The organism is Endozoicomonas sp. PH6C, from assembly GCF_059322965.1.
The window spans coordinates 2,378,560-2,403,416 of record NZ_CP185342.1; the positions used below are offsets into that span (position 1 = coordinate 2,378,560).

Below are 24,857 nucleotides of genomic sequence, written 5' to 3' on the forward strand. Positions count from 1 at the left end.
CAGTCTTAAGTCCTACAGGCTGCTAGTGCTTCCAGAATGCTGGAGTGAAGAGTACCAAAACGGTAATAACTTCCAGTCTGCCTAGCAGCATTCCCACGCTCAGGAACCATTTGGCGGCATCAGGCAGTGATGAAAAGTTGCCCGCAGGTCCGATAATATCTCCAAGTCCGGGACCTACGTTGGCAACTGCTGTCAATGCACCACTGAGACTGGTGACAAGATCCAGCCCCAGAAAGCTCAAAAGCAGGGTGAGAATAGTGGTCAGGAGTGCGAAAAAGAAGCAGAAAGCGATCAGAGATCTCAATATGTCGCTACTGATTTGATGGCCGTTGTAGCTTTGTACAAAACAGGCTCTCGGATGAGCCAGTTGTTTCAGTTGAATGCCCAGCAAACGTGCTGCAATCTGAAAACGGAAAACCTTTATTCCTCCTGCTGTGGAGCCTGAGCAGCCACCAATGACCGTCAGGCAGAGGAAGAGGGCGGCTGCAAACCCTCCCCATGACTCGTAGTCAGTCAATGCGAAACCTGTCGTCGTGATCACAGAAGTAGTATTAAAGGCGACCAGGGTCAAAGACTTGAGCAGTGAATAATCACTGTTTATAAACAGTCGCAGAGTCAAAAAGCCCCAGAGTATGAGCAGGAATTTGAGAAAAGCCTGAACCTGGTTATCCCTCAACAAAGACTGAGAATCACCCCTGAGAAATTTGACAAAAAGGACAAAGGGAAGCGATCCAAAAATCATGAACACTATAGCAACCCAGTGAATGAAGGGGTTTTTGAAGTGATCCATGGAGCTGTCGGAAGTTGAGTAGCCTCCGGTGGAAAGCGTGGTCATGGCGTGGTTGATGGCTTCAAAGCCATGCATGCCTCCGAGAAAATAGAGATACGCACAAAAAATGGTCATACCCAAGTAGATACAAACAATACGTTTGGCGATGCTGCCTGAACGGGGCATGGCTTTGTCTGACCAGTCGGAAGATTCGCTTTGGAACAGACGCATACCACCGACTTTCAGAAAAGGCAGTACCGCTACAGCCAGGACAATAAAGCCAATGCCGCCGAGCCATTGAAGTAGAGAGCGCCACAGCAGGACCCCGGTATTCATCTGGTCAAGTCCACTGAGCACGGTAGAACCGGTGGTTGTAATCCCGGACATGGTTTCAAAGAATGCGTCGGTGTAGCTGATATCCAGCTGTATGTAGAGAGGCAGAGCTGCGAAGGCACTCAGTGTCAACCAGGATGCGTTGGTCAGCAGAAATATTTGCCTTGGTTGCAGGCTGAATACATGTACACGACAAAAGTAGTAAAGTGGTGCGCCTGCCAACAGGGTGATCAGGGCCGACAAGCCGAATGAATAAATTCCTTCCTCGCCAATGACGAAATCATGCAGGGCTGGCAGTAGCATCAATACTGACAGCATCATCAGAAACAGGCCTATGACAAGCAGAACGGGGCGCAAATTCATGGTTGTTTTTGTTTAATCAGTCAAACCTCGAACTATTGCACTTAAAGGGTTCGAAGTAATTAGGGGTTAATACCAGTACATGGCTTCAATGAGTGTATCCTCAATTTTTGCCAAGAAAGCATGTTGCCGCAAGATTCATGGAGCGATCATGAACAGCACGACAACATCAAGAGGATGAGAAAATGAGTCAGCTGAAAAACAGCAGAGCGAAAAATTCGATGCCTTTTGTAAAGGCTGCTTATAAAAATGACTTATAAAAAGAACGGGTTAGATTTTCACGATCACACGACCGGTCACCTGACCCACCGTGATGGCTTCAGCGTACTCAGCAATTTCTTCCAGTGTCACTTCCTGACAGGCAGAGTTGTAAAAATCAGCAGGTAACAGGTCCACCAGTCGCTCCCAGGCCTGAGTACGTTTTTCTGTTGGACACATCACAGAGTCGACGCCCTGGAGGTTTACGCCCCTCAAGATGAATGGCATCACCGTAGTCGGAAGGTCAAAACCTCCTGCCAGTCCACAGGCTGCAACGGCACCGCCATAGTTCATTTCTGAGAGAACCCTGGCGAGCAGCTTGCTGCCAACCGTATCAATTGCACCCGCCCACATTTGTTTATCCAGCGGGCGGGCGGGCTCCTCAAAACGGCTTCTTGGCAGGATCAGTTTGGCTCCCAGGTTGACCAGCATGCCGGAGTTTTCCGGACGACCTGATACAGCGACAACATCGTAATGCAATTTTGCCAGCAGGGCGACAGAAGTACTGCCCACGCCACCACTGGCACCGGTGACCAGAATTTCACCTTTTTCAGGTGTGACACCTGAGTGTTCCAGAGCCATTACGCACAACATTGCTGTCAGACCTGCTGTGCCGATTATCATGGCTTTCTGGCTGTTGAGTCCCTTTGGCATTTTTACCAGTTGACTGGCTTTGACCCTGGCTCTTTCAGACATACCACCCCAGTGGTTTTCACCCACGCCCCAGCCGGTGAGGATAACTTTGTCACCTTCTGAAAATTCAGGATTGTCAGAATCAATGACTGTACCCGCAAAATCAATGCCCGGTACCATGGGAAAGTTGCGGATAATCTTGCCCTTGCCAGTGATGGCCAGACCGTCCTTATAGTTCAGCGAGGAATATTCGACGGCTACCGTGACCTCCCCTTCGGGTAAACGACTGTCGTCCAGTTCCCGGACAGAAGATACAGTGGCTTGGCCTTCCTGCTCCAGCAACAGCGCCTTGAACATACAACACTCCGTCAGTTCTGTGAAAGGTAGTGAAATCGATAGTGGAATTATAGGGACAAGTTGGCGAATAACAATGATCAGCCGGTTTCCTGATTCAGAAGGTCCAGAAGCGCATTGGCCGCATTCGACAGGGTTCGCTCTTTGTGGATGATATACCCCAACTTTCTTGAAGGCGTATGGCATTGTGTGTTCAATGCAATGAGATCGTCGTCCAGCATCGAGGCGGGCAAAATGGTCCATGCCAGACCGATGGAAGCCAGCATACGGATTGTTTCGAGGTAATTGGAAGACATGGTGGTTTGCAAAGACAGACCTTCTTCTTCAAACAGTGTGCGAACCAGCCGGTGAGTGAATGTGTTTGAGCTTGGCAGAATTGCCTGATGTTCACTTAACTGCTGGGTGGTGACTTTTTTCAGGCTGGATAAGGGGTGGTCTCTGGCCGCCATAAAAATCAGCGGGTCATTCCAGACCAGACGGGATTCAAATCGATCCGGGTTGTCAGGAGAGAGTGTTACGATACCGAATTCAATTTCACCACGACTCAGCATTTCATAAGCCACCTCCGAATCCACAAAGCGAATGTCGAGCTTGACATCCGGGTAGCGGCGGGAGTATTCCCTCAAGATGTCAGGGAGCCTGCGTAAGCCTATATGGTGACTGGTGGCTATGGCCAGAGTCCCTTTTACCTGAGTCTTCAGGTTACTGATTTCTTGACGGGAGTCCTTCATCAAGTCCAGCATTTGTCTGGCTTTGGGCATAAGGATGCGTCCAGCTTCGTTCAAATTGATCTGTCGACCCATGCGATCAAATAACTGGGTGCCTAATTGGCTCTCAAGCGAAGCAATGCGCTTGCTGACGGCCGGCTGGGTTAAATGCAGCTTTTCTGCCGCCTGGGAGAAAGACTTGCACTCAGCAACGGTCAGAAATGCGGTGAGGCTGGGTATATCCATGGTTCAGTTTTTTGTAAGGGGTAAATGATTGATAACTTATAGTTATTAATAGCATGAAAAAGATGAATTTGAGTAATCTGTTCTGTCGTTCTAGGATACCCATAAAACGGAAACGCTGTAATGAGGATTCAACCAATGGCAGGTAAGACGCTCTATGACAAGTTGTGGGACAACCACCTTGTTCGTCAACGAGACGATGGTTCGTCTTTGATCTACATTGATCGACAGCTACTTCATGAAGTCACCTCTCCCCAGGCGTTTGAAGGTCTGCGTCTTGCTGGCCGCCGACCCTGGCGAATTGATGCCAACCTGGCAACGCCTGATCATAATGTGCCAACTACCGTTAATGAGCGCAAAACCGGCATTGATGGTATCGAAGATCCTATCTCGAAAATTCAGGTTAAAACGCTGGATGATAATTGCCACGATTTCGATATCGTCCAGTTCGATATGATGGATACCCGCCAGGGGATTGTCCATGTTGTGGGTCCTGAACAGGGCGCAACTCTGCCAGGTATGACCGTAGTCTGTGGTGATTCCCATACCTCTACTCACGGTGCTTTCGGCGCGCTGGCCCATGGTATTGGTACCTCCGAAGTCGAACACGTCATGGCTACCCAGTGCCTGGTTGCCAAGAAAATGAAAAACATGCTGGTGCGTGTTGATGGCGAGCTGGGTTTGGGTGTTACGCCGAAAGACGTGGTTCTGGCCATTATTGGCAAGATCGGAACCGCTGGTGGTACCGGCTTTGCTGTCGAATTTGGTGGCGACGTTCTGCGAGCCATGAGTATGGAAGGTCGAATGACTGTCTGCAATATGGCTATTGAAGCAGGTGCCCGTGCAGGTATGGTTGCGGTCGATCAGACCACGGTCGATTATGTAAAAGGTCGTCCTTTTGCACCCAAAGGCGAGCTCTGGAACAAGGCGGTAGAGGCCTGGTCCGATCTGCACTCTGATGCTGATGCTGTTTTTGATGAAGTGGTTGTTTTAAAAGGTGAAGACATCAAACCTCAGGTGACCTGGGGTACCTCACCTGAAATGGTTCTGCCTGTGGATGCTAATGTACCGTCCCCGGCAGATGCGGAAGGTTATGCAAGAGCCCTCGAGTACATGGGGCTGACAGCAGGCATGCCGATCACGGATATCCCTGTTGATCGTGTTTTCATTGGTTCCTGTACTAACTCCAGAATTGAAGACCTCAGAGAGGCGGCTGCTGTCGTAAAAGGTCGAAAGGTAGCTGACACCGTTAAGGAAGCTCTGGTTGTCCCGGGCTCGGGTCTGGTAAAAGAACAGGCAGAAAATGAAGGGTTGGACAAAATCTTTGAAGCGGCCGGTCTGCAATGGCGTGAGCCGGGTTGCTCCATGTGTCTGGCCATGAATGCCGACAAACTGGGTGCCGGTGAGCATTGCGCATCCACTTCAAACCGCAATTTTGAAGGTCGTCAGGGTTTTGGTGGTCGAACCCATCTGGTAAGCCCGGCTATGGCCGCAGCGGCTGCGGTAACCGGCCATTTTGTTGATGTGCGTCAGATGATGGGGCAGGGGGCTTAAGACACCATGAAGGCATTTACTATTCATAAAGGTTTGGTAGCACCTCTTGATCGTGCCAATGTTGATACCGACATGATCATTCCCAAGCAGTTTCTCAAGTCCATCAAGCGCAGTGGCTTTGGTCCCAATCTGTTTGATGAGTTGCGCTACCTTGATGAGGGCCAGCCCGGCCAGGATTGTTCAAAGCGTCCGGTGAATCCTGACTTTGTGCTGAATCAGGATCGTTATCAGGGGGCATCGGTACTGATCGCCCGTCAAAACTTTGGTTGTGGCTCCAGTCGGGAGCACGCTCCATGGGCTCTGGATGATTTTGGTTTTCGCTGCGTCATTGCGCCGAGCTTTGCTGATATTTTTTACAACAACTGTTTCAAAAATGGCATTCTGCCGATCACTCTCTCGGAAGAGGCTGTTGACGAGCTGTTCAGTGAAATTGATGCGCAGGAAGGCTATCAGCTGAAAGTGGATCTGGAACGTGAAAAAGTGATCAAGCCTGATGGCAGTGAACTCAGCTTTTCGATTGATGAGTTCAGACGTCACTGTCTGCTCAATGGTCTGGACGACATAGGTCTGACATTGCAGGACGCTGATGCGATCAAAGCCTTTGAAGGGCACCATCGCAACAGTCAGCCCTGGCTGTTTGATGCTATTCATTAAATTTTGCCAGTTTAACAAATAACAAAGTAAGTCGACTCTTGCTCCCATACACCAGAGGCTATTGCAAAGCTCTCACTCCCGCGCCGGGGTCCAAAGGGCCTGAGAGCGTGGGAATCAGCTTTTTGTGACAGCCGCCGGAGCCCGGGGGGAGTTTTTCAACAGCCTGCCCAGTGTCAAATCGAGCTTACAAAACACTGTTTTTAATGAGAGGTAAAGGGAAGTGAGTAAACAGATTTTATGCCTGCCCGGTGACGGCATTGGCCCTGAGATTGTGGCAGAAGCGCTGAAAGTTCTGGATGTCGTTAAAACCCGCTTTGGGTTGGCTATTGAAATCAGTGAAGGTTTGGTGGGTGGTGCTTCGCTGGATGTTCATGGTGTTCCCCTGACCGACGAGACTCTGGCCGAAGCGAAAAAATCTGACGCGATTCTCTTTGGTTCTGTGGGTGGTCCCAAGTGGGATGACCAGCCGATGATGAACCGTCCTGAGCGTGGACTGCTGAAGCTGCGTTCCGAAATGGGACTGTTCGCCAATCTGCGACCAGCAATGCTGTTTCCCCAGTTGGCAGAAGCATCCAGTCTCAAGCACGAACGGGTGGCGGGTCTGGATATTCTGATCGTCCGTGAACTGACCGGTGGTATCTACTTTGGTGAGCCAAGAGGTGTTCGTACCCTCGAGAGCGGAGAGCGGGAAGGTTACAACACCTATGTCTACCGTGAATCTGAAATCAAGCGTATTGCCAAAGTGGCTTTTGAAGCGGCTCAAAAGCGTGGTGGTCGACTGACATCGGTTGATAAATCCAATGTGCTTGAAGTGACCGCTCTCTGGCGTGAAATAGTGTCAGATATGGGCTCTGACTACACCGATGTGGAACTGAGTCATATGTATGTTGATAATGCGGCAATGCAGCTGGTGCGTGAACCCAAACAGTTTGATGTAATGGTCACCGGCAACATGTTTGGCGACATTCTCAGCGACTGTGCTGCTATGTTGACTGGCTCCATTGGTATGTTGCCATCGGCTTCCCTGAACGAAGCCAACCAGGGGATGTATGAGCCTGTGCATGGTTCTGCCCCCGACATTGCCGGTCAGGGTAAAGCGAACCCGCTGGCTCAGATTCTTTCTCTGGCGATGCTGCTCCGATACTCCCTGGGGGAAATTGCAGCGGCAGATGCGATTGAAAAAGCCGTCAGCGATGTTCTGGATCAGGGACTGCGTACCGGAGATATTGCATCAGCAGATTGCAAACAGGTAAGCACCTCTGAAATGGGCGATGCCCTAGTGGCTTGTTTGAAGGGTTGAGCATTTAGGGAGGCTAGTTATGAAAAAGGTCGGTTTTGTTGGCTGGCGGGGAATGGTCGGCTCGGTTTTGATGGATCGTATGCGTGAAGAAAACGACTTTGCGAATATTGACCCGGTCTTCTTTACCACTTCCCAGCAGGGTCAGCCTGGTCCACTCGTAGGTCAGGATGCAGGCAGACCTGCTACAGCGCTTCAGGACGCTCACTCAATTGAAGCGCTGGCCGCTATGGATATCATTATTTCCTGTCAGGGTGGCGATTACACCAATAAGGTTATTCAGCCATTGCGTGACAGTGGTTGGCACGGCTACTGGATTGATGCCGCTTCTTCTCTGAGGATGAAGGACGACAGTGTTATTGTTTTGGATCCGGTCAATCGTCCTGTTATCGATCGGGCCATTGATGCCGGTGTCAGGAATTTTATCGGTGGTAACTGTACTGTCAGCCTGATGCTGATGGCCATTGGTGGTCTGTTTCGTGAGGGGCTGGTGGACTGGGTCAGCGCCATGACTTATCAGGCTGCCAGTGGCGCCGGTGCCCGAAACATGCGTGAATTGATCGCTCAGATGGGTGTGATTCGCGATAACGTTGCCCGGGAGCTGGCCGATCCAGCCAGTGCCATTCTTGATATTGATCGTAAGACATCTGATCTGCTGCGCAGCTCGGATTTACCACAAAGTGAGTTCGGGGTGCCTCTGGCAAGCAGTCTGATTCCCTACATTGATCGTCAACTGGAGAACGGGCAGAGCCGTGAGGAGTGGAAAGCTCAGGCAGAGACCAATAAGATTCTCGGTCTGGACGGTCAGTCTCTGGTGCCGGTTGATGGTGTCTGTGTTCGTGTCGGTGCCATGCGTTGCCACAGTCAGGCGTTGACAATCAAGCTGAACAAAAATGTGCCAATGGCTGATATCGAAAGCCTTGTTGCCAATGCCAACGACTGGGTTTCTCTGATTCCCAATGATCGTGAGGTGACCATGGAGAAGCTGACACCGGCAGCCGTGACCGGCAATCTGGATATTCCTGTGGGTCGTATTCGCAAATTGAATATGGGTCCTGAATATCTGTCTGCCTTTACGGTAGGTGACCAGTTGTTGTGGGGGGCTGCAGAGCCTCTGCGTCGGATGTTGGGAATTTTGCTCTGATCCTTCTGGCCAGCCAGTTTTCTGGCTGGCGATCTGCTAAATGTCTGAGTTGAGCTACTTGGTGGGGTCCTTCTGTTGCCCAGGGTTTCGGCGGTACTCTTCAAGAATTTCGGGTAGCACTTCTCTAGGAGCCTCACCGAGAATAGACTGCCCTACGCGGCAACTGCTCCTGCGTTGCTCTAGCTCCTGCATCCATGCAGTCGTGCGGCGGCAGCAAATTGGTCTGAAAATCCGCTTTTGTTCGTCAAATAGCTCGCTATTCTCCTCACAAAACCGAATTTTCATCCTCAATTTTCTGCCGTCCTCGCTACGGGCGCTATTCTCGGTCTAATGGGATGGTCCGCCCCTCCTAAACGGCTTCAAATGAGCCAAAATGGAGTTAACCATTTAAACAGGATTAACCGGAGCGAACCACCCATGACTATTTCAGTACTTGGTATCGATATTGGCAAGAACAACTTTCACCTGTTTGGTGTTGATGAGCAGGGTAGCAAAGTCATCAGAAAGAAGTCGTCCAGGAAGAACCTTCTAGAGTACGTGGCAAATCTGGAGCCATGCATTATCGCTATGGAAGCTTGTGGTGGTGCTCACTATTTGGCTCGGTTATTCAAGAACTATGAGCATACTGTCAAGCTGATTTCACCTCAATTTGTCAAGCCTTATGTCAAGACCAACAAAAATGACTACAACGATGCTGAAGCGATTGCAGAAGCAGCTTCACGGCCCAGCATGCGTTTTGTACCTGTTAAAACGTCAGAGCAGCAGGCCTGGCAACTTCTGCACCGCTATCGTCAACAAGCGGTTGATCAGAGAACTGCCCTGGTTAACCAGATCCGGGGGTCACTATTGGAAGAAGGTATTGTAGTTGCCCAGGGTATTGGTAAAGTTCGTGCACAGCTTCCACGAATTCTGGAAGATGCTGAAAATGGACTCCATTCGCTGACTCGTGAGCTGCTACATGGTTTATCAGAAGAGTTGGCCAGTCTTGACAAGCGTATTCAACAGTATGACCAGAAAATTCAGGAGCTAGCAAAAAACGACGACGAATGTCGTCGAATGATGACTATGCCGGGTATCGGAGCCATCACTGCCACAGCATTGAAGGCAGCCATTGGTGATGCGACGTATTTTAAATCTGGTCGACACCTTGCCGCATGGATGGGATTAGTTCCAAGACAGCATTCCACAGGCGGTAAGTCAGTCCTGCTGGGCATCAGTAAACGGGGTGATAAATACCTGCGCACATTATTGATACACGGCGCACGTTCGGTACTCCACTGCCTCAAAAATAAGGATGACCGCTGTAAAAAATGGGTTAGCCAACTTAATGAGCGCAGCAATCACAACGTTGCCGCCGTTGGTCTGGCTAATAAAATGGCTCGGATTGTCTGGGTCATCATGACCCGAAATGAAGTTTACAAGGCTGCATAATGAAGTAAAGGCGGCAGCGGCAAAGTAAAGCATAAGCTTAATCAAAGGGGACCCCCCCGCAGATTGCGATGAGCATGTACAGTTGATGGCAAACAGGTAAAAACCGGCAACCTGAAACCTGATAGGAGCCTTGACCCTTGAGGCCGTCGGACTGATAAGGCCAGGTTGCGCGGATACCCATCAGGGCCAGAGGGTTAGACCTCATGAATAGGCCGTATATATGATTGCAGTTATCTTTGTTTGCTAATTAACAAAACAGGCTCTTGCAAAACGGGGCGGACCATATAAGGCTCCTAGGAGGCTTATATGGTTCGCCCGTAGCGAGAACAAGCACCATTCCAGGTCAGCCTTCCAGTTTAAAGAGTTGAAGGATAGATCAAGATAATAAGAGTGTTTTTGTGTCTTCTTCATGAAGGGCGGGCGTCATTTCAAGGAGTAAGGTCATTGTTCCGGTTTACATCAGCAAGCTTGTGTTTTCGATGCATTCTTTTATGATTCGTCAAGTCAAAAGCGTTCTTGCAAACAGTCCCGCATGGTCTCTGCAGACCATCCTCTGAGACCACTGTCATATCGCAGGTTTGTGGTTCGCTATGGTCTTTCCTTTTGTGGTTCGACAGGGCTTTGGTATTATCGAAGAGCTTTCCGCATGGCCATGGTCGGCCATCCTTACCGACTTGTGTCAGGTGGCAGGTTTTTGGTCCGGTATGGTATGTGCTTTTGTGAATAGACAGGCTTGAAGCACTTTTACACACCGACCCGCATGGCCGCCGCTGCCCGTCCTTCCCAATGACAGTTTCCTTACAGGTTTGTTGCCGGGTGTGATCTCTTCTTATGTGATCACTCAGGTCCTGAGAATTCTTGTAGGTCTTGACGCATAGCTGCTGCTGGCCATCCTCTCCGGCCACGGCCACGCCACAGATTCGTTTTCCGCTGTGGATTCTGCTTTTGTGACTCGACAGGGTTTGAGCGTTCTTGCAGACTGTCCCGCATAGTCGCTTCTGGCCATCTTCCCCAACTACGGTTGCGTCACAGGTTTGTTGTCCAGTATGGAAGGTTCTTTTGTGATCCGTCAGGGCTTTAGAAGTTATGCAGAGCGCCCCGCATCGGCGAGGCTTGCCATCGTCCCCGATCACGGTTACATCACAGGTTCGTTGCCCGCTATGGTGATTGTTTTTGTGAGCTGACAGGGCTTTAGCATTATTGCAGACTGCCCCGCAAGGCTGCGGCTGGCCATTCTTCCCGATCATCATCACGGCACAGGTTTTTTGCCCGGTATGGAATCTTCTTTTGTGACCCGACAGGGCGCCAGCACTTCGGCAGACCATTCCGCATGGTCGTGGCTTGCCATCCTCTCCGACTACTTTTACGCCACAGGTTTTTTGCCCGCTATGGTATAAGCTTTTGTGACTCGACAGGGCTTGAAGACTGTTGTAGGACTTTCCGCATGGTCGCTGTTGGCCATTTTTCCCAACCATGGTCAGGTTACAGGTTTGCTGCCCGGTGTGGACGCTTCTTTTGTGATACGCGAGAGCTGCAACATTCTGGCAGACCATTCCGCATGGCCTTGGTTGGCCATCGTCCCCGACGAGTGTTACGTCACAGGTCTTTTGTCCGGAATGGTATCTTTTTTTGTGCGACAAAAGTATTTTTTGATTCTTAAAAACTTTCCGGCATTGCCGCAGTTGGCCATCCTCGCAGACTAGGATCACGTTGCAGATTGCTCGCCCGCTGTAGTCAGTTGTACCGGCTGCGCCTGAACCCATTGAGTCTGCGACCCCGTCTGAGGCGACCCCGTCTTCAGAGCTGCAACGATAGCAGTGTCTATTGGCCACGTGGGAGCATGTACTTTCTCCGGATGTTTCTTCAGTGTCGTATGTCGAACTTTCTTCACAATCTGGCACTATGCTATCGGATGGTTCGGAAGATTGTCGGAATCGACAAACACCATTACAGGGATGGATATAACAATTTAAACCTAAAGTATGCAGGTGTTGTTCAGGATCTTCGTCACCGTCGGCAGAGTCAGAAAACAGGAGACTGGTGAAATAGCCTGTGCTGTAAGTGCTGGCTTGTGGAGCACGGCCTGATGATTCCGGTGCTTGATAATGGGGTTGGCCTTGTTCAGAGCCTGGCGTCACGGCGGTGATAGCAAGCCGGTAATTTTCACTCGCTTCCTGTTGCTCAATAGAGTTAAACAGCAGTGAATTGGCGTTCCAATAGCTTTTTAAAAGCCAACCAACGGTGATAACTGCTTCTATAGCTAAGGATGAACAAGGGTTTGAGCTTGGGGAGGCATCTCTGGTGCTCAGAATGAACTCACAAGCAACCAGCAGATTCGTCGCATAAAGCCATGGCCACGAAATCGATTCTATAAGAGTCGTTTGCACTTCCTGACTGTCAGGCTTGTGTCGTTTGTCATCAGCTGATGAGTCTGGTTCTACATTGCCGTTTGTGTCGACAATGTCTGATGGGTTGCCTGTAAATGTTGGTCGGTTAAGCTTTATAGAAAAGTTCTGGTCAGGAAAATCTGCATTCTGTTCAACCTCGATAACAAAACGTCTTGCCAACGCTTTAGTCTGGCAGACGACAGAAAACGACAGTAACAGCAGTGCCGCAAAAAGTGAGTGTTTAATAATTCTATCCTTGCCCTGTGGTTTACAGAGAAGAAGGATAGATTAAGAACACAAGAGTGTTTCTTTATCTTTTTCATCAAGAAGGCGTTGTAAAACGCCAACAACCAGGATTTGTGGATCTCAATCACCTGACAGTCTGCTGAACCCTGGCTGAATCGGGCCGTCACCCGTTCACCTTCAGTCAGTTGTCCGGCATCCCGAATAAATTCATCGCCTCTGGCGACAAGGGAATTTTGCGATACCCCCTCAAGGGCGGGTGCCATTTCAAGGATTGAGGTGATTGTTCCGGTTTACATCAACAAGCTGGCGTTTTCGATGTCTTCTTTTATGATTCGACAGGTCAAAAGCACTCTTGCAGACAGTCTCACATGGTCTCTGCAGACCATCCTCTCCGATCACTGTTACATCGCAGGTCTGTGGTTCGCTGTGGTCTCTTCTTTTGTGGATCGATAGGGCATTGGAATTATTGAAGAGCTTTCTGCATGGCCGTGGTCGGCCATCCACTCCGATTAGTGTTAAGTCGCAAGTTTTTGATCCGGTATGGTATGTGCTCTTGTGACTCGACAGGAACATAGCATTCTTACACACTACCCCGCACGGACGCTGCTGCCCATCTTTCCCAATGACAGTTTCCTTACAGGTTTGTTGCCCGGTGTGATCTTTTCTTATGTGATCCCTCAGGTTCTGATAACTCTTGTAGACCTTCCCGCATGCCTGCTGCTGGCCATCCTCTCCGGCCATGGTCACTCCACAGGTTCGTTTCCCGCTGTGCATTCTGCTTTTGTGATTAGACAGAGTTTGAGCGTTCTTGCAGACTGTTCCGCATAGTCGCTTCTGGCCATCTTCCCCAACTAAGGTTGCGTCACAGGTTCGTTGTCCAGTGTGGAAGGTTCTTTTGTGATCCGTCAGGGCTTTAGAAGTTGTGCAGAGCGCCCCGCATCGGCGAGACTGGCCATCTTCCCCTATCACGGTTACGTCACAGGTTCGTTGCCTGCTATGGTGATCGGTTTTGTGAGCTGACAGGGCTTTAGCATTGCTGCAGACTGCTCCGCATGGCTGCGACTGGCCATTCTTCCCGATCACCATCACGACACAGGTTTTTTGCCCGGTATGGAATCTACTTTTGTGACTCGACAGGGCACCAATATTTCGGTAGACCATTCCGCATGGTCTTGGCTGGCCATCCTTTCCGACTACTTTTACGCCACAGGTTTTTTCCCCGCTGTGGTACAAGCTTTTGTGATTCGACAGGGCTTGAAGACTTTTGTAGGTTCTTTCGCATGGTCGCTGCTGGCCATCTTGGCCAACTATGGTTTCGTTACAGGTTTGTTGCCTGGTGTGGACGCTTCTCCTGTGATACTTGAGGGCTACAACATTCTGGCAGACCATTCCGCAAGGCCGTGACTGCCCATCCTCCCCGACTATTGTGACGTAACAGGTTTTTTGTCCGGTATGGTATTGGCTTTTGTGAGTCGAAAGTGTTTTTTGATTCTTGTAGACTTTCCGGCATTGCCACTGTTGGCCATCCTCGCCGACTAAGATCACGTTGCAGGTTGCTCGCCCGGTAGTAGTGTCAATTGTACTGGCGGCCCCTGCACCTGTTGAGTCTGAGGCGACCCCTTCTGAGGCGACCCCTTCTAAAGGGCTGCAACGATGGCAGTGTCTATTGGCCAGATGGGAGCATGAACTTTCTCCGGATGTTTCTTCATTGTCGTATGTTGAACTTTCTTCACAATCTGGCTCTATGCTATCGGATGAGTCGGAAGATTGTCGGAATCGACAAACACCATTACAGGGATAGGTATAACAATTTAAACCCAAAGTATGCAGTTGTTGTTCAGGATCCTCGTCACCGTCGGCAGAGTCAGAAAACAGGAGACTGGTGAAATAGCTTGTGGTGTAAGTGCTGGCTTGTGGGGCACACTGGCCTGATGATTCCGGTGCTTGATAATGGGGTTGGCCTTGTTCAGAGCCTGGCATCACAGCAGTGATAGCAAGCTGGTAATTTTCACTCGCTTCCTGTTGCTCAATAGAGTTAAACCGCAGTGAATTGGCATTCCAATAGTTTTTTAAAAGCCAACCAACGGTGATAACTGCTTCTATAGCTGAGGATGAATAAGGGTTTGAGCTTGGAGAGGCGTCTCTGGTGCTCAGAATGAACTCGCAAGCTACCAGCAGATTCGTCGCATAAAGCCATGGCCACGAAATCGACTCTATAAGAGTCGTTTGCGCTTCCTTACTGTAAGGCTCGTGTCGTTTGTCATCGGCTGATGAGTCTGGTGCTACATTGCTGTTTGTGTCGACAATGTCTGATGGGTTGCCTGAAAATGTTGGTCGGTTAAGCTTTATAGCAAAGTTCTGATCAGGAAAATCTACATTCTGTTCAACCTCGATAACAAAACGTCTTGCCAACGCTTTAGTCTGGCAGACGACAGAAAAAGACAGTAACAGCAGTGCCGCAAAAAGTGAGTGTTTAATAATTCTATCCTTGCCCTCAGGTTTACAGAGAAGAAGGATAGATTAAGAACACAAGAGTGTTTCTTTATCTTTTTCATGAAGAAGGCGTTGTAAAACGCTAACCACTAGGATTTGTGGATCTCAATCACCTGACAATCTGCTGAACCCTGGCTGAATCGGGCTGTCAGCTGTTCACCTTCAGTCAGTTGTCCGGCATCCCGAATAAATTCTTCGCCTCTGGCGACAATGCTGTAGCCTCGAGACAGGGTTGCCAGAGGGCTGACAGCATCCAGCATGCCTGTCAGTTGTTTCAAGCGATTTTCTTTCTGTTTTAAAAGTACCTGCAGAGATGAATCAAGCTGGCTTTTCAGCAGATTCAACTCTCCTTGCAGCCGCTCAATGCGTCTTGAAGGTGAAGACTGTAAAAGCCTGTCGTTTAGCCTTTGATACTTTGCAGCCTGAGCCTGAAGGGCTATGGTCATCGATTGTTGCAGACGAATGTCCAGATCTTTCAGCCGCTGGTTGAGCTCTCTCAGGCGTTCCCCCGGATGACGCAGGCGCAGACTGGTGTTATCAAGCCGCTGGGACAGGGCCTGCAGACGATGCTTCATCAGAGTCTGTAGCTTTCGATTCAGCAGACCGAGCTTATTGAGAATTTCCTGTTGGTCCGGACTGAGTACTTCAGCCGCCGCCGATGGTGTCGGTGCCCGGTAATCAGCGACAAAATCAGCAATGGTAAAATCAATTTCATGGCCCACAGCACTGACCACGGGAACTTGAGAAGCCGCTATGGCTCTGGCGACTCTTTCCTCATTGAAAGGCCAGAGGTCTTCCAGTGAACCACCCCCACGACCGACAATCAAAACGTCAAACAACCCACTGCGATTGGCCATTTCAATGCCTCTGACCAGCTCGTCGGCAGCTTCTTTCCCTTGAACCGAACTGGGAATGACTGTGATGGGTATGGAGGGGAAGCGTCTTTTTAATACCGCCAGGATGTCGCGGATAGCCGCGCCTGTTGGAGAGGTCACAACACCAATATGGGAGGGCAGGGCAGGCAGAGGCCTTTTCCGCTCCGCATTGAACAGACCCTCGTTGTCCAGCTTCAGCTTAAGCGCCTCAAAAGCACGTTGAAGAGCACCGGCACCGCCTTCTTCCATGTGATCGACAATCAACTGGTAGTCGCCCCGGCCCTCATAAAGGCTCACCCGACCCCTGACAATCAGTTGCATGCCTTCAGCCGGAACAAAACGAATGCCGCGATTGCGGTTTTTGAACATCGCACAGCGAATCTGGGCATTGGCATCTTTAAGGGTGAAGTACCAGTGTCCTGACCCGGGTCGGGCAAGGCCGGAAAGTTCGCCTTCCACCCTGACGTTTGCGAAGCGCGTTTCCAGCATTCTCCGGGTTTGGCTGTTCAGCTCTGTTACCGTCAGAGGACGCTGATTCTCTGATTGAGCGGGAGACCCCGGCTCAGCATGAAATAAATTCTGGCCTTGCATGAGGATGTTGATGCCACAGTGTTTGAGAGATGAGATAAGGCTGAACAACAATATACCGGATTATTCCCGGGCAAACTATACACTTATTGATGCCAGGTTGGGCATTTCAGTATACCTTACTGAGTAGATTATCAACAACTTTTTAAAGATCCAACATTCTTATTTGGTTTTCAATAAACGTCATTATCTCATCGCCATTTGTCTGTTCTAAGCCTTGCAAAAAAAGCTCGGAAGCGTGTGTGAAAAAGTGAAACAAAGTCATCCAGAAACTAATTTCCAGATTGTATTCTTTGAATGCGGTCCTCACGGCCATCCGGTTATCATCGTACTTAAGTGTTAGATCGGCGGTTGCCAGCAGTGCCAAAAAAACGTTTCTCATTTTTTCATCTTTTTCAATCTTCTGTCTCATGATCCCATCCCAGAACAGATCCCGTTCGTTGTCACTGCTATCATTGAGGGTCTCGTACGCCCAAAAATAATAGTGAATCAGGGCCGACTTTGTGCGATGTTTTTTCAAAAGAACATGGCTTATAGCTTCATAATCCGGGTGCGATTTAAGTTGCGGAAGGTTATAAACGTATTCATCAAAACCGGTGTCAGGTTGTGGTGTTTCCCGCAGTGCTTTAAACAGGTTTGTATAGTCATATCGGCTTAGCTCGTAGCTGGCAATAGCCTCTGGTAATTGGTCAATATCAGCAGCAGTTGCCTCAGATGATGTATCAGGCGCCTCTGATTTATCCGACAAAAAAACGTTAACAAGGCTTAAATAGTTTTTAATATTTTTTGGCCTGTCACCACTTTTGATTTCACTGTTCAGCCAAAAACTATATTGCTTTATTCTTTGGTTAATGGGAAAAAGCCTTGTTTTCTCCAGTGGTTCCAGAAGTATTTGCTCAATACTTTCAGGATCACTTTTACTCTGAAATAACGCTTCTTCAACTTCAGGGACATCATTGCTGAACACAAATTGGATGTTATGGTGTATGGGGCTAATTAAAAAATGCTTTGCGATCACTGTCGGCCAACCAGCTTGGGGGATATGCAAAAGATTAAAGCGTTTATCAGTAAAGACTCTGATGGCTGCCTCAACGGCAAAACGTACACCATATAGAGAGCTTGCTAATAGCCCTGGCAAGATGTCCGTGACAATCTTACCCGCTTCAATAAAGATCTTTTCCCCTGGTTTTCTGGTCGATGCGTATTGAATAACAGGCTTATTGTCCAGGTCTGTTTGCCAGGCTTCTGATGTCTCGTCCTGATAATACTGGTAGTTATCCAGTCGCATAGCCACTAGTGATTCCAGATAACCGGCATAAGGAAAGTTGAGATGGCGTGCTTTCTGGAAATGGGCATGTGCGCTGAGCATAACTCTTTTGTGACCGGTTAATATTACCTGCTGAGAGTCCAAATTTATTTGTGCCTCCAGAAGTGTCAGGCCAGCCAGACAATGAAGCCAGCCTGACATCTCTGATGATTGAGAGTCCATTCTATCTTCATATTCTTCTAACTGCTGTTTTAATTCCTCGTAGCCAGCTTTTCTCGCTTGTTGAATAGCTATAATAAAAATATTTTCGTTTCCAGCTGTGAACATTTTCAAGTGTTCATGATTAAAGACAATATGTTCGATGATTCTTGATTCAATATGACTTGCAATAGTGTTTACTGGCTTATGCCATACAAAGTGTTGAAAACGTGCGAGAAATGTTTCCCAGTCGTAGGACTTAATCTGGAGTTTTTTTGCCTTTTCTGCATTTCCACCAATGAGCCTGAGAATATACTCATGAATCAGAAAAAAGGTGTTGTACCAGTAGGATTCTTTATCGTGGGCAGTCATTTCGGGAAGCAAATGAATTATTTTTTTCAGAAGTCGTAAGTCATGACCAAAATGAAGTGCGGTTGTGCGGGCCTGGATTTCAAAGGGAAGAGCTTTAAGATGAGGGAGATCCGGTTCTGCTTCTGGTGATTCACTAACCAGATAAAAAGCAAGTTCTATAATATCTGCCATTACCCGAATATCAGGATCAGTATCTTTAGAGAGCTTGCCCTGAGCCTCTTTCAGGGATACGTACACGTTCGAGTCTGATGCCAGGCCGAAGACTGAATAGTAAATGGTCAACATAGATAAATCCAGATAATCAGAATCCAACAAATCCGATCGACCAGAAGCGAGGTAGAGAATCAGTCTTAATATTGCTTCCTTATCAGCTTCCGCTTGCAATTTTGCTTCTGCTTCTGCTGCCGCTTTTGTTACTGCTTTCGATTTCGCTGCTACTTTTGCTTTCTCTGCTGCTTTCGATTCCGCTGCTACTTTTGCTTTCGCTGCCGCTGTCACTGCCGCTTTCGTTTCCGCTATTGCTGTCGCTACCGTTCCCGATTCCTCTGGCGCTCTCCTTTGAGGTTTCTTTTCCACTGTAGCTTCTGCCAGCGCTATCGCTGCTGCTGTCGCTTTTGTATCTGCTAACTCTATGGCTACTGCTGCCGCATTCTCAGCTTCCCTGACTGCCGAAGCCTCTCTCTCTGCCGCAGCCTCTCTCAACGTCGCTATCACTGCCACAGCAGTTCCCGCTTTCACTAACGATCGTTCATTCTGTCCGTTACGCAGATGCTGGGTAATAGTATATTGTTGGTCCATTCGATTCAAAACAACATCAACTGCGCCGTCAGAGCCTTTTACCGTTAGCTGATCCATAAATTCTCTGAGTATTCGTATGGAAGTTGTTACCCTGCCAGGAATATTGCTTTGCGGGTTTTTCGTGTAAGTCTCTGCACCAAAGGCCAGTTTCAGTTCGAAAGGCTTTGGAATCAGTATCAGCCACTTGAGCAATACTCCGATCATAACCATTAGGTTTGAATCCGATTCTAATAAAATCTCAATAGACTGTGACACCCCGGAGAATGCAGAGTAAATGGCTCTGGATGTTGCACTGGACTCTATTTCCATAGCATATTCAAAAAACAGCAAGAGTATCGGGGCATAAGGGAAGCCATGATCACCAGACAATAAAATAGTTTCGTTTATCCTTTTGGCGTTGAGTTTCACTTCCGGGCCAAAGGGTAACTCAATGGTTTTGTTGTCATCTGACATTTTGGCACCCATCATGGCCAGTGCCTTCATAAAATAGTAATAACCGATTCCCAGTCTGTTTGTTAAATGGTTACCATTTCTTATTATTGCCTTTCGGAATGCAGTGATTTGCTTTTCTGCCTGTTGCAAAAATTTCTCCGGGTTGCTCTGAATAAGTCTGAGTTCCTGAATAATATTGTTATCCAGTTGTAATAAATACTGGTTATAAATTTGTTCATCGTATGGTCCTGTTGACGGTCGGATGCCAGGCCTCAGGTCTTTTGGTTGCCTGGCTGCTTTTACGGTTCTTTTTGCCTTTTCAGAATGTGTACCTGTTCCAGAGGTTAGTTGCGCCGGAGTGGGGGAAACCGGAACCTTTTTGATTTGAATAAAGTCTCTTGCAAGCAGCAAAGAGCGGGCAAGCATCCAGTCTTTTATTAAATCGGATCTGGACTTTTTAATCGCTTTATTGCTTATTTTGTTATGATGCCCGTCAAAAATTTCCTTTTCACCCTTACTGTCTTTGCTCAAAGAAGCCTTGAGATAGCTTTCCCAAAAACCCATTTTCCAAAAGGCTATGAATCTGGGTTGATGATATTTGAGCAGTTGTCCGGTTTGCTCAGTATCCATGAATGCCTTCAGGTCAGTCATGGCCAGTACGTTTGGGAAATAAGATATATCCATGAGCTGAGCTTTTTTTTTCGAGGCGCCTTTAATTTGCAGGGCGTTAAGGCTGTACGACCAAAGTTCACTGTGAATCTGAGCGACTGCGGGTTCTTTTTTTCTCTCCAGTATCAGTATCAGTGAACCGATGGTTTGTTGCAGTTCACGAGTCCGGGGTCGAACTGCTTTCAGGGCTGTTAATACAGAGGCGGTATCCGGTTCTCTCAGGGCATTGACAATGTGCTTCACCTCTTTGCCTCTGTCTGAGAGGTCTGACTCTTTGGCTAACCCCTGCTCAATCCTGGTCAGGGTTATGGCGTCTGTATCCTGATAGAGCTGCTCCAGAAATCCACCCTTCAATAGACCTTCAACTTTTACCTGGTTGAAGCTTGTCGCTCTGGAAGCCATGCTGCGTAACAGCCGGCTGACAGGTTCCATCTGAGGCCAGCCTGCCGGATGTTGGTTGCGCAATTGCATCCCGATTAATAATTGGTAGGCAAGCGGTATACCGGCAATGGCTGCCGGTAGCAGTAGCTCGAAGGTTTTTTCGTAGATCTGCAATACTTCTGATTTTCCAGCTGGGAATTTCTGGTTCAGAATGAATAACGCCTGAACCAGTTGCGCATAAGGAAAGTGGTTCTCATAAGCCGCCTGTTCTAAGCTTTTGGCCGGGGTATGGGCCAGGTTGATGGTGATGACTGGCTGGTCTGTAGATGTATCAGCCGATGCTCCGGAACAGGCCAGTGTTTTCAGGGTTTTTGTTTTTCCGTCATGCAGTTGCTTTTGCAGTGTATTGGATTCTTTATCGGGCGCAGGATTTTCTGCCGGGGCTTCGCTTTCTGCAGAGGCTTTGCAATCTTGTGTCTTTGTTGCCCTGTTCAGCTCGTCCGCAAAGCTATGATCCATCTCCTTAAGCCAGTTTGATATTTCTACGGACTGAGACAAGGCCGTTTCGAAATCGATCGTATTCGAGATTGACTTTTGGGCTGGGGTGTTATTCTTTCTTTTATTTGAGCGTTCAGCAGGATCAGGTGCCATTGCCTCACTGTTATCAGCAACTACAGAGCGTTGATCATCAGGGCTTGCTTCTACTGTGATATCGTTTTTTTCTGGTACCGTGGCAATGTCGCTTATTTCTTGTTGTTTCTGTTTGTTCTCATGGGAATCGAAAGAAGAATCTTTTGTTATCGCTTCTCTAGCTTCGACATAAGCAGCGGTAGAAACTGTTGCCTGTTCGTCAATATCACTATTGCTTTCCAGTGCCTTGTCAGGTTCGGGCTTGATATAAGGAAGCAGAAATTCCGGTAACCCGGATGATTCTGAAGAACGGCTGAGCAGTGACTGTTGAATAATCGCCTGAACCTGTTGCTCAGTGTCACTCACCAGCAAGATTTTTAATATATTTTGAGCATTTTGCCCCCTTTTCTTTGCATCAATGCCCGGGCAGGTTTGATCAAGTTGTGTGTCCTGAAGCAGTTTTTCAACCATAGCGGGCAGGCTTGGCATAAGTAGCCTGGAACTCTTGGCAAAAGGTTCTACACGGGTGAAATCGAAATACCCTTGAGGGCCGGCAGAAATATTGATCGATAAGATGCGCCATTTTTTGGTCTTGCAAGCGGCGAATCTTATCGTATTTTCTTTGCCGTTATCGGGAAAGCAATGGATCTTTAAAGTGTGCAGTAACCCTGTGCGCCGCAATTCTTTCGGGCTGGCTAAAGCTATGGTGTGAAAGTTGTTGCGTCTCACGGTAGTGCCAGGCAGGGCGCGTGTCAGCTTTTCCTCAAGGGAGGCCGAAATCTTTTCCAGACTTTGAATATTCTCAACTGCCAGATCAATATTATTGGTAGCAGGTACCTTGCCCAGTTCGGTGGGTTTAAACAATGACGAGAGATGTTGCCATCTGGCTAAACTCCCATAAACAAAAGCATCTTCAGTATCGGATATAATACTCTCGGCTTCTGCATAGGTTTTTCTAAAAACAGGTGCCAGCACCAGGAGTGCAGGAATCACATAGCGGATATCCTGTTTTTTTACTAAAAATACGCCCTCGGAATAATCTTTTACATGATTATCCAAAGACTGTATTTTGTCGTTTATTGCAGATGTGGAGAGATCAGGGGCTATAAAGGCGATATATTTACTGGCAGACTCTTCCCAGAAAAAAACCACTGCTCCAAGCACGTTTTTGCTAACGTAAAATGTTCCATCAGGGTTCTCTGTACCGTCGAACGGGTAACAAACAAGGCGTAATTTATTGTAAAACCTGAACAGGTTCTGTCCGAGATCTCCCTGCATGAATGTATCGGGTGCAGTGAACGCCTGTTGTAGTATTTCGCTGGCAGATTTTATGGACGCCTCCTCCAGCCGTTCGCTGGCAGATTTTATGGCGTTGCACTGGAGCGTTTCCCGGCATAACAAAATATCCTTCTGCCATTGTGGAAACAGTTCCCATAAAGTATTTTCAAACGCACTGTCTTCCAGCCATTCGTTTTCCTGCTTGTTTAAGTAGGAGCTGATCAGGAAGTGAGTGAACCAGGGGGGGGTGTCACTTTGATGAGACAGTTTTACCGTGTGATTCTCGTGAAACAGAAACATATGGATATTTTCAAGCCCATCCAGAGGCTCTTGAGGTGTGTGGTCATGGTAGCTATAGGAGAGATATCCCCGACCATCAGTAACAATGACCTGTATAGAATTTTCCAGTGCTTTGGATGCCAGCATCATGTGTTGTTGGTTTTTTGGATCAAAACCCCGGAGCATCTGGTTATATAATGTTTCACTGCCACAGTCGGGTGGTTTGCATAGACGGAGCAGGGTGTCAAATTTTTCCCTGGATGTGATACCAAGCTGTTCTGAAAGAAAGTCCGATCTATGGGCCATTCTTTCAGGCCGAAGTCCGGAGCGCCTGTACAAATAGAATAGATGTTTAAGCAAGGATGCTGAGGGTACTGCGTCTGCTGGTGTGACCGGATGCTTGCCGCCCGGTGGTGGTGGCTCATTGTCGTCAATATTGTTCCTACCGACAGAGCTGGCAGTTCGTTTACTTTTGTTGCCACTTTGTTCGGCTTTTTGTGCAGAGGGATTACTCGGGGAGGACTGAGATTCAGGCGGTCCATTATTCCCCTGGACACCAGAAGCAGTCATTATGCCTGATGCAAACCCCATAGAGGGGAGTGACACATCTGGCTGATGAGGGATGGCAGGAGGATGAAAACCGTCGAATGCGTTGCTTGTTTGGGGCACCAAAGCCAGTGGGTTTCCGTCTGTTTGACGGGTAAAATAAGGTGATACACGACCGGAAAAGTGTGAGTGGACAGGGTGCCCCGGAAACTCCCGGTTTAAATAGGTCAGCACATTGTTCAGTAACTCAGGCCGCCGTTTAACAAACTGGTAAAGTGAACCGGGGTCGCTCTGAATCTGCTCCCTTACCCGGGCACTGAGGCTTTTGGGGATGGGTGATATGAACCCTGAGAGAATTCCCCGCCATTGATAGAGATTAAAGGGCGTACTGGTCACCGTGCTCATAAGCAGGGCGGCCAGGTTAAGGTGCTCACTTTCTACCAGGGTGCCAATTTCAGGTCCGTCCCAACCGGCGTAATGATCCTCGACATTATAAGGGGCATCAGCGAACCGCATCAGCAGCACCGGGTCACCTGCTCCCCAGAAATGGTATTTCCGATGTCTGTCGTTGCGGGCGATGAATAAAGAAGATCTTGACCAGGCTGGACAGGTATCATTGCCAGGCGATACTTTTTCCAGTGCCCAGAGGTTAAAGTACTTCCCGGTCATGAGCGCCGGGCTGGGTTCTACCGCAGTCTCGGGAATACCCGGTTGGTAAAGCCAGCTTTGATCCGACCACTGATAAAGCCAGTGATTATTCTGGCAGGCGTGTACTTTTGCTTTGTCAGCTGACTTGCTTTTATTGGGTTCTCCAAACAACTTATTGTGGGAAGAGAGACAGTGAATAGCCTGATTGACCCGCTTGATATAGCCACTGTCTAAAGCGGTTTGCCCGTCAGTGCTGATGATGTCTTTTTTAGCCAGTTCGGGCAATAGCCAGGGTTTTGCGTGGTTCAGCGGGAAGTCAATAAGAACGCTCTGACACTTTTTATGCTCTGTAAGCAGATTAGTCTGGCAGATAATAGCCTGCAGGCGATTCTGCTGACTTTCCCGCCAGGGACGCAGGAAAAGGGTACTGGTATGGGTGTCGTTTAGTAGTTTCCAAAGCGACAGCCAGGCAGACAGAGAATCACCCTCGACGGCCTGAGTCTCTGACGATGATGTCGAGGGTGAAGCCGTAATCTGCCATACAGGATGATTTTCGATGCAAGTGGTTTGCACTGATAAGCGGCTTTTCAGCAAAGAGTGATCGATCATCACCGGATGAGGATTGCAATCGGGGGCATCACCAAAAGCCCGGGACAGTGAGGGGAAGCCGCGACTGAAAGAAGGGTAGGGTATGATTGAAGGCGGAAGCAGTTTTGCAAACAGGAACCCGGGCAGATGACTCAACCATTGATTCCTGAAAAAAAGGGACAGTTTTTTGGGGGTTCCAACGTCGTGTATTACGTGATAATGGTTACCCAGCTTGAGGTGAAAGTTATTGGCTTTAAATCCGGCGTAGAGACCCAAAAAGCGGATTTCTGGTGCCTTGTATCCGGGTTCACTCTGGTGGCCGGAGGCATGACCTGTTTGTACGTTCATTGCAATCATGAACAGCAGCGAAATAAAGAGAAGTTTTAACAGTCTTCTGTGACAAACAAGCATAGAGTTGCCATAGATCCCAATTGATGATTATTAA

12 protein-coding genes are annotated in these 24,857 nt (G+C 48.5%); 5 read left to right on the plus strand and 7 right to left on the minus strand.

Annotation, left to right across the window (positions count from 1 at the left end):
- Window positions 1-22: 22 nt before the first annotated feature.
- The 3 genes from ACOMG9_RS09270 to ACOMG9_RS09280 all read right to left on the minus strand — a co-directional run bounded on the left by ACOMG9_RS09270 (window position 23) and on the right by ACOMG9_RS09280 (window position 3,660).
- On the minus strand, window positions 23-1,423 hold the full coding sequence (locus tag ACOMG9_RS09270) for a TrkH family potassium uptake protein (protein WP_448216703.1): 1,401 nt from the start codon (window positions 1,421-1,423) through the stop codon (window positions 23-25).
- Between the two features lie 309 nt (window positions 1,424-1,732).
- On the minus strand, window positions 1,733-2,710 hold the full coding sequence (gene acuI / locus ACOMG9_RS09275; RefSeq protein WP_448216704.1) for an acrylyl-CoA reductase (NADPH): 978 nt from the start codon (window positions 2,708-2,710) through the stop codon (window positions 1,733-1,735).
- Window positions 2,711-2,787: 77 nt separating this feature from the next.
- A complete protein-coding gene (locus ACOMG9_RS09280) occupies window positions 2,788-3,660 on the minus strand; it encodes a LysR family transcriptional regulator (RefSeq protein WP_422133398.1) in 873 nt (290 codons plus the stop codon).
- A gap of 135 nt (window positions 3,661-3,795) precedes the next feature.
- On the opposite strand from ACOMG9_RS09280, the gene leuC reads away from it, so the two are divergent.
- The 5 genes from leuC to ACOMG9_RS09305 all read left to right on the plus strand — a co-directional run bounded on the left by leuC (window position 3,796) and on the right by ACOMG9_RS09305 (window position 9,737).
- Window positions 3,796-5,211 carry a 3-isopropylmalate dehydratase large subunit gene (leuC, locus tag ACOMG9_RS09285; RefSeq protein ID WP_422137099.1) on the plus strand — a complete coding sequence of 472 codons (1,416 nt, stop codon included), beginning with the start codon at window positions 3,796-3,798 and terminating at the stop codon, window positions 5,209-5,211.
- A 6-nt stretch (window positions 5,212-5,217) separates the two neighbouring features.
- Window positions 5,218-5,865 carry a 3-isopropylmalate dehydratase small subunit gene (gene leuD, locus ACOMG9_RS09290; RefSeq protein WP_448216705.1) on the plus strand — a complete coding sequence of 216 codons (648 nt, stop codon included), beginning with the start codon at window positions 5,218-5,220 and terminating at the stop codon, window positions 5,863-5,865.
- A gap of 220 nt (window positions 5,866-6,085) precedes the next feature.
- Window positions 6,086-7,165: a 3-isopropylmalate dehydrogenase gene (gene leuB / locus ACOMG9_RS09295; RefSeq protein ID WP_494530115.1), complete on the plus strand. Its 1,080-nt coding sequence runs from the start codon at window positions 6,086-6,088 to the stop codon at window positions 7,163-7,165.
- A gap of 19 nt (window positions 7,166-7,184) precedes the next feature.
- A complete protein-coding gene (gene asd, locus ACOMG9_RS09300) occupies window positions 7,185-8,306 on the plus strand; it encodes an aspartate-semialdehyde dehydrogenase (protein WP_494530116.1) in 1,122 nt (373 codons plus the stop codon).
- Between the two features lie 417 nt (window positions 8,307-8,723).
- A complete protein-coding gene (locus ACOMG9_RS09305) occupies window positions 8,724-9,737 on the plus strand; it encodes an IS110 family RNA-guided transposase (RefSeq protein ID WP_448215063.1) in 1,014 nt (337 codons plus the stop codon).
- 428 nt (window positions 9,738-10,165) lie between these two features.
- Here ACOMG9_RS09305 and ACOMG9_RS09310 read toward each other — a convergent pair whose 3' ends face one another.
- From ACOMG9_RS09310 to ACOMG9_RS09325, 4 genes are all read right to left on the minus strand, one after another.
- On the minus strand, window positions 10,166-12,304 hold the full coding sequence (locus tag ACOMG9_RS09310; RefSeq protein WP_448216707.1) for a hypothetical protein: 2,139 nt from the start codon (window positions 12,302-12,304) through the stop codon (window positions 10,166-10,168).
- Between the two features lie 330 nt (window positions 12,305-12,634).
- Window positions 12,635-14,782, minus strand: a complete 2,148-nt coding sequence (locus tag ACOMG9_RS09315) for a hypothetical protein (protein WP_448216708.1) — start codon at window positions 14,780-14,782, stop codon at window positions 12,635-12,637.
- A gap of 170 nt (window positions 14,783-14,952) precedes the next feature.
- Entirely contained in the window at window positions 14,953-16,329 is a 1,377-nt protein-coding gene (xseA, locus tag ACOMG9_RS09320; protein WP_448216709.1) for an exodeoxyribonuclease VII large subunit, read from the minus strand.
- A 142-nt stretch (window positions 16,330-16,471) separates the two neighbouring features.
- On the minus strand, window positions 16,472-24,760 hold the full coding sequence (locus tag ACOMG9_RS09325) for a hypothetical protein (protein ID WP_494530117.1): 8,289 nt from the start codon (window positions 24,758-24,760) through the stop codon (window positions 16,472-16,474).
- Window positions 24,761-24,857 lie beyond the last annotated feature (97 nt).

Coding starts and splice junctions, on each gene's coding strand:
- leuD (WP_448216705.1), top strand. CDS start 5,218: ATGAAGGCATTTACTATTCATAAAGGTTTGGTAGCACCTCTTGATCGT.
- acuI (WP_448216704.1), bottom strand. CDS start 2,710: ATGTTCAAGGCGCTGTTGCTGGAGCAGGAAGGCCAAGCCACTGTATCT.
- ACOMG9_RS09270 (WP_448216703.1), bottom strand. CDS start 1,423: ATGATGCTGTCAGTATTGATGCTACTGCCAGCCCTGCATGATTTCGTC.
- asd (WP_494530116.1), top strand. CDS start 7,185: ATGAAAAAGGTCGGTTTTGTTGGCTGGCGGGGAATGGTCGGCTCGGTT.
- xseA (WP_448216709.1), bottom strand. CDS start 16,329: ATGCAAGGCCAGAATTTATTTCATGCTGAGCCGGGGTCTCCCGCTCAA.
- ACOMG9_RS09325 (WP_494530117.1), bottom strand. CDS start 24,760: ATGAACGTACAAACAGGTCATGCCTCCGGCCACCAGAGTGAACCCGGA.
- leuC (WP_422137099.1), top strand. CDS start 3,796: ATGGCAGGTAAGACGCTCTATGACAAGTTGTGGGACAACCACCTTGTT.
- ACOMG9_RS09305 (WP_448215063.1), top strand. CDS start 8,724: ATGACTATTTCAGTACTTGGTATCGATATTGGCAAGAACAACTTTCAC.
- ACOMG9_RS09280 (WP_422133398.1), bottom strand. CDS start 3,660: ATGGATATACCCAGCCTCACCGCATTTCTGACCGTTGCTGAGTGCAAG.